This window comes from uncultured Brachyspira sp. (genome assembly GCF_910588665.1).
Lineage (GTDB): Bacteria > Spirochaetota > Brachyspiria > Brachyspirales > Brachyspiraceae > Brachyspira.
In genome coordinates, this window is the sequence record NZ_CAJUPR010000002.1 from 65,530 (window position 1) to 79,923 (window position 14,394).

The window sequence follows — 14,394 nt, forward strand, 5'->3', positions numbered from 1 at the left end:
GTTTTTATTATATAGGACTGATACTCTTGCCGAATATTATTTATGCGGTATTAAAACCTAATATACATACTGAAAATAAATTGCTTAATATATTTGAAAAAGCAGGGCAAATTTTAATTATTATAAGCCTTCTTATTTCTGACGATTTTAATATAAATTATCGGTCAAATTATACTTTGCTTCTTATTTTAAGTTTTATATTAATGTTAATGTATGAATGCTTTTGGATACGCTATTTTTTTAAAGGGCGAAAACTTGTTTATCTATACGGTTCATTTTTAGGCATTCCTTTGGCAGGGGCGGTACTTCCCATAGCTTCATTTTTTATTCTTGGAATATACTCAAAAAATATATGGCTTATTGTCTCCGATATGATTTTTGCAGTACCTCATATTAAAATAAGTATTATAAATAAAAGAGAACTTAAATAATAGTTAATAATATTATTTTTTTATTAAAGCATTGCTTAAATACTTATTTGACAATTCTATATATTATTATATATTATAATTATGAATAAAGATTTCAAAGAACAATTTGATAAAGTCAAGTATCTTCTTGCTCCTAATTTTGATTTGGATAAGCCATTCAGAGACAGGAAGTTTAAGGATATAAAGCTTGATTTGCTTGATATAGGAGAAGTTAATTTATCAAGCGGAAAAATATTAGCCTGCGATCCTTTAGCATATTTATATGAAGATAAAATATCTCCTTTTATTCAAACTGTAAAATGCGGCAAATATAAAGTTTCTCTTCTTATTATAGAAGATGAGAATAGAATTGCTATGATTAAAGTTTCTTTTTCGGATAATATACCTAAAATATACGAAATTGCTTTAACAGGCGGAGAAGATTTGTCTGAAATAGAAGAGGGCGATTTTTTCGGATATCCTGTTGATGCTGGTATGGGCTGCGTATGCGATTATGAAACCGCTGAAAAATATTTGGATTATGAAAATAAACTTATAAAAGAAATGGGCGGCAATTTTAATAATAGATATGATGATCTGTTTGAAGATTTATTGGAGTCTAATGCCGAAAAAAATCCTAAATATCAGAGAAAATGCGGAGACTGGCTTAATTATAATATAGACGGAAGCGATTTAAATATAGTGATGTTTACAAGCGGTTACGGAGACGGATATTATCCTTCATATTTTGCTTATGATGAAAATAATGAAATATGTGCTTTCTACACTTTATTTATAGATTTGGAAGAGGAATAATTTTATATATAAAACTGCATACATTCATCATTTTTATATAGAATTGATATTTTTTTAATTTTTTATATAAAGAAATTTATAAATCATATTATTTTCAAATTACATGTATAAAGGCATAGAAAATATTTTATAGTATGCATCTTAAAAGAGGATTATATGAAAGTATTAATAATAACCGTAGGAGCTCAGGGAAGCGGAAAAACTTATACTATAAAAAAATCAGATTTAGAGCATTACAGCATAAGCTCTGATAATTTAAGAATATTATATTCGGGGCTTTTTCCAGACGGAAATAACGGATTTTCTCTTTATCAAAAAGATAATTTTTATATTTGGAATAATTTAATATTAAGCATATTAGAAAACAGATTCAAATTAGGACAATTTACCATATTGGACAGCACAGGACTTTTTAATCTAAGCGGCATTACTGAGCTTGCTAAAAAATACAGATACAGAATAGCGGCGGTTTTATTTGATAATATAACGCTTAAAGAATGCATTGATAATGTGAGAAAAAGAGAGATAGGAGGCGGCATACCGAAGGAAGTTATAGAGGACTATTTTCTGCGTATGAAAAATTTTAAATTGCAGGGCGCCAATATTTTTAAAGCTTCGGATTACGGCAGTGCTGAAACGGCTTTGCTTGAGGCTTGCAAATGGGATGATTTTTATCTGAATGAAACCGAGTTTGAAAAATATAGCAATATAAAGGTAATACCAGACCTGCATGGAGAATATGATGTATTTAAAAAGTTTTTAGAAAAAGAAAATTATTTTAAGAATAAAAAAACGGCTTATATATTTGCAGGCGATTTAACCGACAGGGGCGAAAAATCAAAAGAACTGCTTGATTATTTTTTATATAATGAAATACCGAATAATGTTTATTTTACTGAAGGCAATCATGATGTAGGCTTAAATTATTTTTCCAATGATATAAAATCTTTAAGCGGGGATTTTTATAAAACGACTTATAAAGAAATAAAAAAAGCTTTCAGCATAATTAAGAGCGGTATAGACGGTATTAAAGAAGAGGCATTAAATGAAAATGAACTTTCCGAATACAAAAAGAAAATAAGAAATTTTTATAAAAGATTCAGACTTTATTATTTTTTTACTTTTAAGGGAAGAAAATTTTTTATTAATCATTCAGGCATAGATAAAATGTATAAGCATACGCCTGCATCTATTTTAAATGGTATTGCAACTTACGGATATGACAGCGAAGATAATTATAAATCTTATATAGAAGTAGGAAACAGATTTAAAGAAAATCATTCGGACATTATTCAGATATTCGGGCATAGAAATATTCTTAAGGAGGATCTTGAGGATAATTTATGCAAGATAAATGATAATGCTTACTGCATAGAAAACTCTGTTGAATACGGAGGCGATTTAATAATTTTAAGCTTAATAGATTTATCAGTTGAAAGATATAAAAATGATAAAAAACCCGGCAATTTAAAAGAAAATAAAGAGCTTATTAGATTTAAATATTTTGATACGGTTTATTCCTGCAACTTTTCTGATAAGGTATTTTATAAAAGATTATGGAATGAGCAGACCATTAAAGCCAGAGGATTATACAGATATATTGATACCAATGAGGTGGCTGGAAGAAGCTATGATAAGTTTTTTAATTATGATGAGGTTGATAAAACTAAATTAAAAAGCATACAGAAAAATATAAAGTTTCCTGTAAATGTTTATAAAAAATACAACGGATATTTATTTTTGGTATTTTTAGATAAAACTAAAGATGAGTTAATATATGCAACTAAAAGCTCTGTTAATACTGAAATGACATCTTGGGGGGAAGAATTATTAACTAAAGAAAATAAAGCTTTTATAAAAGAATACTGCAGAAAGAATAATACTACTTTTGTATTTGAATGCATACATTTAAAAGATTCCGCACACCCTATAGTTTATGATAAATCTTTTTTAATTCTGCTTGATATAATTTACAATGATGAGAATTTCAGAAAATTATCTTATGAAGAGCTTTCTATTAAAGAGATAATAAGCATGTTTGCAATAAAAGAGAGAATTGAAATATTTGAAAAACCTGAAGATAATATTTCAAAAGAAGATTATAATAAATATATATATAATATGCTTTATAAATATATTGATGATTTTTCTATAGATTATGAGGGAGTTGTATTTGAAGATGCAGAAGGTTTTATGTTAAAGGTAAAATGTCCTTTTTATATTATCAAAAAGGCTTTAAGGTCTGAGTCTATGCATTTAAATAGATTGTCTCATTCTTTGAATATACGGCATTCTAATTTATATGTTCAGTTTACAGGAAACAAAATATTCAATAGATATAAAAGAGAAAATAAATTAAAAGAATGGCGCAGCTTAACTTTAAAAGAAGTTTTGGAAAGCTATAATGAAGTTTTAAATGAATTAAAATAATTTTATTTTTTATAATTATTAAAGAAGCGGCGGTATATGAATATAGATAATTTAAATACTATAATAATAGAACTTTTAAAATTAAGGGGAATAACTTCAAAAGAGGATATTTATGATTTCTTTTTTCAGGATATATATTCCTTATCAAATCCGTTTAATATAAGAGATATTAATGTATTTATAGACAGAGTAAAAGAAGCTGTATATAATGATGAAAGGATATTAATATACGGAGATAAGGATGCGGACGGCATAACGGCGGCTTCAATAATATATAATACATTAAAAGCTGTAACAAAGAATGTTGATGCATTTGTGCCTAATCATACCACAGGATACGGACTTTCTAAAGCTGTTATAGAGGAGTATGCAAACTCAGGAGTAAGCCTTATTATTACAGTTGACTGCGGAATCTCAAATGCCGAAGAGGTGGAATTTGCGTGCGGGCTTTCAGTTGATATTATAGTAACGGATCATCATGATATACCTGAAATACTTCCTAATGCTTATGCCTTATTTAATCCTAAACTTTCCAATACTGGTTTTGCATCAAAAAACTTTTCAGGCTGCGCCGTTGCCTTTAAGCTTATGCAGGCATTTGTTTTTTCATATACTAAGCTTTACAATAAAGATATAGTGGTACTGGATTATGATATTGACAGATCTGAGAACAGATTAAAAAGAATAAGAGCGTTAAAATCTTATAATTTTGTTATAAACGGCGATGTATTCGGTTTTGAGCTTATTAATGATGATAATTGCTATAAAACATTATACGCAGATTATTACGGTGAGTTTATGAGAGAAGAAGAGGTATTGGAGGAGCTTGCAAGCTATATGTTTGAAGGCGACAAAACAGTATTGGTTCTTACAGGAGGGGAGGATAGATTAAATAAGCTTCTGCATCTTTATGAGAAATATGATATATATTTGCCTGAGTATGATAATGTATATGATATTCTTAAGCTCGGCATTAAGTACGGAAATATAAATATAAAAACGGTAAAAACTTTAGACGATTTTGCTTTGGCTCTTAATGTTAATATTTACAGATATGAGAATACAGATTACAGAGATTTAATTATAAAGATGGAAATATTCAGAAGATTGTTTTATATAAGCCAAAAACAGCTTCATAACTATATAAAAAAGAAATCCATACTTGTATTATTCGGAAGCGTTGCCGATGTTGTGCCTCTTATAGAAGAAAACAGGGCTTATGTAAAATGCGCTTTAAAAGAATTAGAAAAACCGAGCCATATAAGATATAATATTATGCTTGAAAGAATTAATTTATTAAATGTTAAAATAGACACTCATGCAATAAGCTGGCGTCTTGCTCCTTTTATTAATGCAGCTGGAAGAATGGGAAGCCCTGAAACTGCTTTAAAATTACTTACATGCGAAATGAGAGAGGAGGCTGTAAGCTTGTCCGAAGAGATTTATAATATGAATGAAGCCAGAAAATCTTTAACAGAATCTAATTTCAGTATTGTAAATGAATATATAAAAATTAACGGCTGTTTGGATTGTCCTGTAATAGTTGTAAAAAGCAGAGATATAGAACAGGGACTTACAGGATTAATTGCGGGTAAGGTTTTAAACGAATACGGAAAAACGGCTGTTATTATGCATGAAACTAATGACGGCATTTGTATAGGAAGCATAAGAAGCGGCAGGGAGGATAATGCCAGAGATATGCTTGAATATGCCGATATTTATTTAATTAAATTCGGAGGACATAAAAATGCAGCAGGATTTACTTTAAATACTGATAATTTTGATAAGTTCAAAAATAAAATTATAAAATATGCCTATTCCAGTAACTTTGCAACAGAAAAAGACGGCAATGCTTTTGATATGGAGATTAATTTTAAGGATATAGATATAAGACTTGCAAGATCATTAGAATTGTTTGAGCCTTACGGATTCGGAAACGAAGAGCCTTTATTTTCATCTAAAAAAGCAACAGTAAATAATATAAATAAAATGCAGAAAAACGGAAAACTTCATTTAAGATTGGAGCTTATGCAGGACAATAAAAAAGTAAATGCCATTATCTGGAATAGCTGCGAAGATGAAGCAGACAGACTTTTGAACTGTAACTATATAGATATTATTTATAAACTGAGAGTAAACCGTTTTAACGGAAGCGAAGATGCAAGAATATATATAGAAAGCTATGAAATTTATTAATTAATATAAATAAGCCATTTAAACCTTTCTATAATATAAAAAAGAGCTTAAAAGCTTAAAAGCTTAAAAGCTCCTTAATCTTGTTAATTTTCTAAACTATTAATTAAAGTGCAGGAAGATACCAAGTTATACCTGTAGTAGTTTCAAAATGTACAGGAACATTTGAAGCATCTGCATTGCTGTTATTAACATCCATTTCGAAATAGAATTCAAGATCCTGAACAGGTCTTACATAAAGCTCTGTATAAGCACCCCAAGCTAATTTATGCGTGCTTGTACCGCTCACACCTTTTCTTTTTTGTGCTTGAACTGTATAACCTAAAGAAGGCTCAACATAAAGAGTTACTATATCGCTTGCTGCTGTGATTGCAAGTACAGGCTTAATAGTAACTTCATAAGGAGAAACATCATAAATATCTGTCTGCTTTTGACCTCCAGTTAAAGCTCCACCATTATTTTCTGCTACATAATTTTTAAGAACTGTTCCTCTAAGAGCTGTATGATATTCCAATCTTAAATAAGGATTGATTGTTACATTTCCAACCTGAGTGTTCAAGAAATATAATCTTAACTGCAATCCTAATGCTTCATTAACTGATTTAGTACTTGCAACTTCACTTGTAGTGTTTCTATAGTAAACATAGAATCTTAAAGCATTGAAAGCATCTATGCCTGTATAGTATCTCAATTGAAGATTATCAAAAGCTACGCCTGTATATTTTGTGCCATTTTTATCTGAAGTAAGTACCTGTATAGGAGCAGCAATTCTTAAATTGTTATTTAAAGCATTTATCATAAGTACAGGAGTATGAACATACCTGTCTTTAGCTAAATAAGTAAAGTTATATCCCACACCTATGCCAAACATATCTGAAGTATATCCTAAGCCTGCTGATAATGTAGAGTTTAAGCTAGTACCTGCACCTGTATCGCTTAATATGCTTCCCCAATTGCCTAAGTTTATGCCGTTAGCTCTGAAGCCTAGAGTACCTTTAATAGTTCCGTTTCCTAATACAAAACCTACTTGGTCCATTCTAGCTCTGAACATATTGCCATGAACAAGAAAGTCAATCCAAGAATCACCTCTTCCGTACATACCAAATACAGAAGCGCTTGCTATAGTTAATAAAGCCATAGCTGTTAATAAAACTTTTTTCATTTTATTTCTCCTAAAAAATTTTATATGTTAGGTTAGATATAGCTTCTGATATATGCATAACCATAACAATTTTATTTTAGTAAATTTATATAAAAATGTCAACACTATAAATTATAAAAATTGTGAGCTTCTGGCATTTGCAAGAATGACAGAACCTTTAAGCGAACAATTTTTATTAGCAGGAATAAAAAATTATTATTTTTCTATTTCTCTGATTAGATTAACCATTTCAATAGCAGCCATAGCTGAATCAAAACCTTTATTTCCTGCTTTGGTGCCTGCTCTTTCAATAGCCTGTTCAATATTTTCAGTAGTAAGTACGCCAAACATTACAGGTATATCGGAGTCAAGAGAAACATTCGCTATGCCTTTTGATACTTCAGCGCAAACATAATCATAATGAGTTGTGGAGCCTCTTATAACTGCACCCAAACATATAACAGCATCATATTTTCCAGACTTAGCCATTTTTGAAGCTATAAGCGGAATTTCAAAAGCTCCGGGAACCCAAGCCATACTGATATTATCATCTTTAATACTATGACGATTCAAAGCGTCCAAAGCACCTGCCAAAAGCTTAGAGACAATGAATTCATTGAATCTGGCGCATACTATGCCGATTTTAATTTCTTTCTCGCCAACGAGTTTTCCTTCAAAAGTTTTCATGTTATATCCTTTTTTTAAATTCAATATAAAATTATTAGTTTAATATCTGCAATATTATTTATAATATTGTAAACTTACCATTTATTATTTTTAAATCTTCAGTCCAATATATGCCCCATACGCTCTTTTTTAGTCTTCAGATAAAAAGCATCATGCTCGGAAGCTTGAATCTGTATCGGAATTCTCTCCTTTATTTCCAAACCGTAATTATTTAAATACTTTATTTTATCAGGATTATTTGTCATAATTTTTATGCTTTTAACTCCTAAGTTTTTAAGCATTTGATAAGCCTCATAATACTCACGCATATCATCCTTAAAACCCAAAGCTATATTTGCATCTACTGTATCAAGTCCGCTGTCCTGAAGTTCATAAGCTCTCAATTTATTTACAAGTCCTATTCCTCTTCCTTCCTGACGCATATACAGCATTATGCCTCTGCCCTCTTCAGCAATTTTTCTCATAGCATAATCATACTGTTCTCCGCAGTCGCATCTTTTAGAACCCAAAGCATCGCCTGTTAAACATTCGGAATGCACTCGGCATAATACATCTTCCCCGCCTGTAATATCTCCCATTGTAAGAACAACATGATGCTGCTTAGTTATTTTATTTACAAAAGTCAGTATTTCAAACTCGCCGTATTTTGTAGGCATTTTTGCTTTAGCATAAAGCTCCATTAAATCTTCATTCTTTTTTCTGTAATCAATTAAATCGGAAACGGTTATCATTTTTAAATTATGTTTTTTAGCGAAATCGATTAAATCATCTCTTCTCATCATATCGCCGTCATCTCTCATAATCTCGCAGCATAAACCGCATTCCTTAAGTCCTGCAAGCCTCATCAAATCAACAGTAGCTTCTGTATGCCCCATTCTTACCAATACTCCGCCTTCCTTTGCAAGCAGCGGAAACATATGACCAGGGCGTCTGAAGTCCTCAGGTTTAGAGTTTTCATCTGACACTTTTAAAGCTGTAATAGATCTTTCAACTGCTGAAATTCCTGTAGCAGTGTCAATATGGTCTATAGATACAGTAAAAGCGGTTTCATGATTATCCGTATTTTTTGAAACCATTTGATTTAAACTCAGCTTATTTGTAATATCTCTGCTCATAGGCATGCATATTAATCCTTTAGCATAAACCGCCATGAAGTTGATATTTTCCGCTGTGGCAAACTCTGCCGCACATATTAAATCTCCCTCATTTTCTCTATTCTCATCATCGGAAACTACTATTATTTTTCCTTTTCTTAACTCCTCTAAAGCTTCTTCAATAGTGCTGTAAACATTTTCCATTTTTTAATGCTCCGTTTAATTTTTTATTCAGATTTTTTCGGCAGTAAAAAACTGCAAATATTAAAATCCGTTCTTAAGCAGGAATTCCATTGTTATACCCTGCTTTTTATCTATGTTATTATCTTCTTTAAATGTTAAAAGCCTCTCAACATATTTGCCTATAACATCATTTTCTATATTAACCTTATCGCCTTCTTTTTTGTAATAAAGTACAGTCTCTTTTAATGTATGGGGAATAACAGCTATAGAAAAACTATTATTATCTAAGCCTGCAACCGTAAGGCTTATTCCGTCGACAGCCACAGATCCTTTCTCAACTATATACTTCATTAAATGATTAGGCGCCTCAATAGTGAGCAAAACGGCATTATCATCTTTTTTCATAGACTTAATGCTTCCCTCTCCGTCAATATGCCCGCTTACTATATGCCCTCCGAATCTTCCGCTTAAAGTCATAGCGCGTTCAAGATTAACCATGCTTCCGTTTTTTAAGCTTCCCAAATTAGTGCGGTTCAAAGTTTCCTGCGTAACATCGGCATTAAATATTTTATCGTCAAAAGAAGATACTGTTAAACATGCTCCATTAACGGCAACACTGTCTCCCAAATGCAAATCTTCAAATATTTTATTTGCTTTTACGGTTATGATTTTACTTTGCACAGATTTAATAATTCCTATTTCCTCAACTATACCTGTAAACATTATTAATATAATTCCTATAAAATAATTTATAAATAATATTCCAAAAATAAATCATCTTCTATTTTTGTTATGCCGCCTTCTTTTAATTTAACGGCATTATTAGGATCATCTATTCCTATGCCTTCAATAGGGCTTTTTGCTCCTTCGCCTCCCAATATTTTAGGGGCTATATAAATTAAAACCTTATTTATAAGCCTCTCTTTAAGCAGGCTTGCATGCAGACTAGATCCCCCTTCCGCATATATACTGTCAATATGCTTTTCTTCTCCCAATATTTTTATTAAGTATTTTAAACTTACTCTTCCATTATCATTTTCGGTTTTTATTATTTCTATTGATAAGTCTTCAAGCTCTTTAATTTTTTTTTCATCATCGCTTAAAGTTGCTATAAAAGTTTTTATATCTTTTGCCGTTTTGCAGATATTAGAGTTCAAATCTATTTTTAAAGAACTGTCTAAAATAATTCTTATGGGATTTCTTGTATTCGGAAGTCTGCAGTTAAGCGTAGGATTATCCTTTATAACAGTATTTATTCCAACCATTATTGAAGAGTATTTATTTCTGAATCTATGGGAATGCTCTCTCGATTTTTCAGAAGTTATCCATTTTGATTTTCCGCTTGAAGATGCTATTTTACCGTCTGCTGTCATAGCATATTTCATAATAACAAATGGTTTTTTATTAGCAGTATAATAGAAAAAAACCTCATTTAATTTTCTGCATTCCTCTTCAAGCACATTAACTATAACTTCAATTCCTGCTTCTTTTAATTTTTTTATGCCCATTCCTGCAACTTTAGGATTAGAATCTATACACCCTATAATTACTCTTTTTATATTTTTTTTTATAATGGCATCGGCGCAGGGAGGAGTTTTACCGTAATGAGAACATGGCTCTAAAGTTACATATATTGAAGCACCTTCCGTATTTTCTCCGTTTTTTTCAGCATCAATAAAAGCATTAATTTCGGCATGATTTTCTCCGTATTTTTGATGATATCCAATTCCTATAACTTTATCATCTTTCACTATAACAGCGCCTACAATAGGATTCGGACTTGTAAAACCTTCTCCTTTTTTTGCCTCTTCAATAGCCATTTTCATATACTTTTCATGCATAATGCTAATCTCTAAATAAATAATTAAATCTTTGGTTTTTTATTTCGGCAGGCTTTTTATTATAAGCAAAAAAAACTCTAAATGCTAAAATATAACAAATAGAGCCTAAATTTTTTGATATGTATTAAATTTACATTAACATCTTCTACCATCCAGACTTTAACTGTCGGTTTTGGAATTGCACCAAATCGGCTGTTTTCAAAAATAAATATCTTTAAAAAAGCTCGCGGACTTTACCGCCGGTATGGAATTTCACCTAGCCCCGAAGATTTATATATTAACATTATAATACAAATATTTTATATTGTCAAGCAGCTGTAAAATATTATTAATTATTAATATTTATTTTTTATTTCTTCACATAATTTATGCAGTCTTTCTTCCGCAATTTTATTATTTAATTCGCATTCCCAAATTACAATAACTTTCCATCCCATTGATTCAAGATTAATTATGTTATTTTTATCTCTTTCTATATTACGCTGAATTTTGGGAACCCAATAATTCTGATTAGAAAGAGGCATTCTTCCTCTTGAGCAGTTATGCATATGCCAAAAACATCCGTTTACAAAAATTACTGTATGATATTTGGGAAGTACAATATCAGGTTTTCCGGGATACCGTTTATCATTTTTCCTATATCTAAATCCATGCTTAAAAAGATATTTCCTGACAATATTCTCAGGCTTGGTATCTTTACATTTGATATTTGCCATATTCCTGCTTCTTTCTTCAATAGTTTTATTGTCTGCCATTTATATATTCCATTTATAATATTTTAAATTAATATGTATTTAATTTATCTTCAAATTCTTCATAGCTTCCCCAACTTTGTATATCTATAGAATATTCTCCTTCTTTTTCTTTAGTCACTATTACAGAATCAATTCCTAAAAATTCCAGTTTATCAATGGATGCAGGCTCAAACTCTTTTAATTTTAATACATCTCTAAGAAGCCACTTGCTTAATGCTTTGTTAGGATTTGTCATAAGAGCTTTATTGTTATCCTGACATACTTTTGCATTTAATACCTCTCCTAACGGAGTTTTAAGAATAAAAGGAGTATCTCTTTCCGGAAAAAAATTTTTAAAATGATTTCTTATTAATGCAGGTATTGCTATATATACTTCATTAGGATCTCTTTTTCTTCCAGATGCATTCCATTGATTAAGACCTGCTTTTTCCTGAACTACCTTCATATTATTTTTTATAGTATAAAGCGGCAGTATAACATATTCTAACTTATGCTCTGTATTATCTGAAATTATATCACATCTCATTTCATCAATGGATAAAAGAAGTTTTGCAGGATTTTCAAGTATTGCGGCTTCTGCTGTATAGCAGTCTGAAGGTATATCAAATTTTCTAAACAATGTGCTTTTTGAAAAATTAAACTTATATAAATGATTGCCGTCTGTAAAATCTAAAGATTTTTCATTTTGAGAACCTTTTTGTTTTTCAATTCTTAAATTTGATATGTTGATTTTATTATAATCAGTTTCAAAGAAAAGAAGTAAATTTTTTCTTCTTGCTATTATATGATATTGAGATTCTGATATCCCATAAATATTCTCAGCAAGCTTAATTCTTTCATTTCTAAGATTTGATAAAAATTCTGCAATATCTTTTTCATCAGTTTTTTCTTTAATCATATTTGAATCTTTATTAAACTCTGCTATTTTTTCATAACTATAATTTTTATTTTCTCCTAAAAAAGTCTTTAATCCTATTCCCATATTATACAGCTTAGCATCAAATGCTGTGTCTGAACGGCTTAAGTTTTTAGCATTAAAGCAATAGCAAAATAAATTCTCCATAGCTCTGTAATATATATAGGGATTATCACTTTCAGTATATAGTCTTGAAAGTTTAGAAACTATCTGCATTAGTTTTACATAGTTTCTGTTATCTTTTTTATCTAATTCAAAAAAATTAATCATTATAACACCGTAAGTTAAGTATTTATTATTTTAAGAATATTATCAGCAATTTTTTTTACCAAAGGATAGACTATTGAATTTCCAGCCTGTTTATATAATTTTGAGTCAGCTTGTTTAGGAAGTTTAAAATCTCTGGGGTATCCTTGAAAGTTAAAACATTCTCTTGGAGTTAATTTTCTTATGCCGTAATTATCGCATATTATTGGAACATTATGTCCGCCTTCTCCCATATTAGCAGTTAAAGTAGGACACAGATTTGATTTATTTTCTCTTATATAATGTCTTCTCCATTGATATACAGTATCTTTATTTTTTATATTTTCATTGAAAATATCATAATATTTAGTACTGTTATAATAATATATATCATCTTGTCTTTCATTTTCTATAAAATCATGAATAGTTTTAGTTAATTCTATAGGTTCAGGAAATTTAAAATTTAAATAATCAAATACTTTTTCCTTATTGAAAGCTACAATAAATATTCTTTCTCTATTTTGAGGAATATTGGAATATTCAGCAGAATTTAATATTTTATACAAAACATAATAATTTAAATCTCTCAATATATCAACAATTGTTTTTAAAGTATTTCCATTATCATGATTTTTAAGATTTTTCACATTTTCAAGAAGAACTGCTTTAGGTCTATGATATTTTATTATTCTGGCTATATCAAAAAATAAAGTCCCTCTTGTATCTTTAAAACCTTTTCGGTATCCTGCTACAGAAAAAGGCTGGCACGGAAAACCAGCACAAAGTATATCATGTTCAGGAATATTTTTTTCATTTATTTTTGTAATATCGCCTTCAAGTACAGTATCAGGAAAATTTAATTTATAAGTTTCTCTTGCATTAACATCTATTTCACTCGCAAAAACACAATTTTCAGAATTAAAAGCTAAATGAAAGCCGCCTACTCCTGCAAATAAATCAATAAATCTGCACATTATATGATTTCCTAATATATATTAATTAAAGTTAATTTACATTATCATAAATTGTAATTTAATTACTCGGATTATATAATCATAATTTATATTTGTCAAAGAATTATTTTTAAACTTTTATATATTCAGTTTTCTAAAAACTCATTATTTCATACCAGTAATTATCAAAATATCTGTACATTCCCATACCCGGCGAATAATAAGTATATATTTCATGAAAATCTTTTAAAGCATCTTTAAAAGAAGCATTATTAATATAGCATTTTCTTGCCATATAAAGAAGCGCAATAGAAGGAGATCTTGACATTCCGAAATTACAATGTACTAAAACTTCCATATCTTTTATATGTTCATCTATAAACTCCATAGATCTTTTTATCATAGGAAAAGCATATTCAAAAGATAAACTGCTTATATCAAGCAGATTCAAATATAAATTATTATTCATTTCATAAACTTTTTTATCTCTGATATTTCCTTTAACGCTCCTTACAAAACAGCTTTGGCATGCATGAACTATAGCGCCTTTAAACTCTGCGCAGTCTCTATCGCCTCCTACATACAGATTATGATATAGTTTTTTCATAAATTGCAAAGCTCCGATTAATCTTTATATACAATTATAATAACATAAATTTAATAAAGTTCTATATTAAATTAATACAATTTATATATTGATTTTATAAATAATGTTTATATAATTTAATA

The 14,394-nt window shown here is 29.6% G+C and carries 13 protein-coding genes and 1 riboswitch; of the genes, 4 read left to right on the plus strand and 9 right to left on the minus strand.

All coding sequences use genetic code 11. The features are described from left to right. Nucleotides 1–26 precede the first annotated feature (26 nt). From QZ306_RS01635 to recJ, 4 genes are all read left to right on the plus strand, one after another. The gene (locus QZ306_RS01635; protein WP_295160150.1) at nt 27–431 is read left to right on the plus strand and encodes a hypothetical protein; all 405 of its coding nucleotides are present in this window, start codon (nt 27–29) and stop codon (nt 429–431) included. A gap of 81 nt (nt 432–512) precedes the next feature. Then, on the plus strand, nt 513–1,226 hold the full coding sequence (locus QZ306_RS01640; RefSeq protein ID WP_295160153.1) for a DUF4241 domain-containing protein: 714 nt from the start codon (nt 513–515) through the stop codon (nt 1,224–1,226). Nucleotides 1,227–1,382: 156 nt separating this feature from the next. Further along, nucleotides 1,383–3,656, plus strand: coding sequence for an RNA ligase (locus QZ306_RS01645; RefSeq protein ID WP_295160156.1), 2,274 nt, complete (start codon nt 1,383–1,385; stop codon nt 3,654–3,656). A 36-nt stretch (nt 3,657–3,692) separates the two neighbouring features. Beyond that, nucleotides 3,693–5,852, plus strand: a complete 2,160-nt coding sequence (gene recJ / locus QZ306_RS01650) for a single-stranded-DNA-specific exonuclease RecJ (protein ID WP_295160159.1) — start codon at nt 3,693–3,695, stop codon at nt 5,850–5,852. A 103-nt stretch (nt 5,853–5,955) separates the two neighbouring features. On the opposite strand, the gene QZ306_RS01655 is transcribed toward recJ, so the two are convergent. The 9 genes from QZ306_RS01655 to QZ306_RS01695 all read right to left on the minus strand — a co-directional run bounded on the left by QZ306_RS01655 (nt 5,956) and on the right by QZ306_RS01695 (nt 14,272). Continuing rightward, nucleotides 5,956–7,011: a cell surface protein gene (locus QZ306_RS01655; RefSeq protein ID WP_295160161.1), complete on the minus strand. Its 1,056-nt coding sequence runs from the start codon at nt 7,009–7,011 to the stop codon at nt 5,956–5,958. A 195-nt stretch (nt 7,012–7,206) separates the two neighbouring features. After that, on the minus strand, nt 7,207–7,677 hold the full coding sequence (ribE, locus tag QZ306_RS01660) for a 6,7-dimethyl-8-ribityllumazine synthase (protein WP_295160164.1): 471 nt from the start codon (nt 7,675–7,677) through the stop codon (nt 7,207–7,209). A 98-nt stretch (nt 7,678–7,775) separates the two neighbouring features. Next, a complete protein-coding gene (locus QZ306_RS01665) occupies nt 7,776–8,975 on the minus strand; it encodes a bifunctional 3,4-dihydroxy-2-butanone-4-phosphate synthase/GTP cyclohydrolase II (protein WP_295160167.1) in 1,200 nt (399 codons plus the stop codon). Nucleotides 8,976–9,035: 60 nt separating this feature from the next. Further along, nucleotides 9,036–9,677, minus strand: coding sequence for a riboflavin synthase (locus QZ306_RS01670; RefSeq protein WP_295160170.1), 642 nt, complete (start codon nt 9,675–9,677; stop codon nt 9,036–9,038). 26 nt (nt 9,678–9,703) lie between these two features. Next, entirely contained in the window at nt 9,704–10,795 is a 1,092-nt protein-coding gene (gene ribD, locus QZ306_RS01675; RefSeq protein WP_295160173.1) for a bifunctional diaminohydroxyphosphoribosylaminopyrimidine deaminase/5-amino-6-(5-phosphoribosylamino)uracil reductase RibD, read from the minus strand. 136 nt (nt 10,796–10,931) lie between these two features. After that, nucleotides 10,932–11,069, minus strand: a riboswitch (FMN riboswitch). Nucleotides 11,070–11,130: 61 nt separating this feature from the next. After that, the gene (vsr, locus tag QZ306_RS01680) at nt 11,131–11,550 is read right to left on the minus strand and encodes a very short patch repair endonuclease (RefSeq protein WP_295160176.1); all 420 of its coding nucleotides are present in this window, start codon (nt 11,548–11,550) and stop codon (nt 11,131–11,133) included. A 28-nt stretch (nt 11,551–11,578) separates the two neighbouring features. Next, the gene (locus QZ306_RS01685; protein WP_295160179.1) at nt 11,579–12,736 is read right to left on the minus strand and encodes a restriction endonuclease; all 1,158 of its coding nucleotides are present in this window, start codon (nt 12,734–12,736) and stop codon (nt 11,579–11,581) included. 14 nt (nt 12,737–12,750) lie between these two features. Further along, a complete protein-coding gene (locus QZ306_RS01690; RefSeq protein WP_295160182.1) occupies nt 12,751–13,686 on the minus strand; it encodes a DNA cytosine methyltransferase in 936 nt (311 codons plus the stop codon). 133 nt (nt 13,687–13,819) lie between these two features. After that, a complete protein-coding gene (locus QZ306_RS01695) occupies nt 13,820–14,272 on the minus strand; it encodes a phosphatase (protein WP_295160184.1) in 453 nt (150 codons plus the stop codon). Nucleotides 14,273–14,394: the final 122 nt, after the last annotated feature.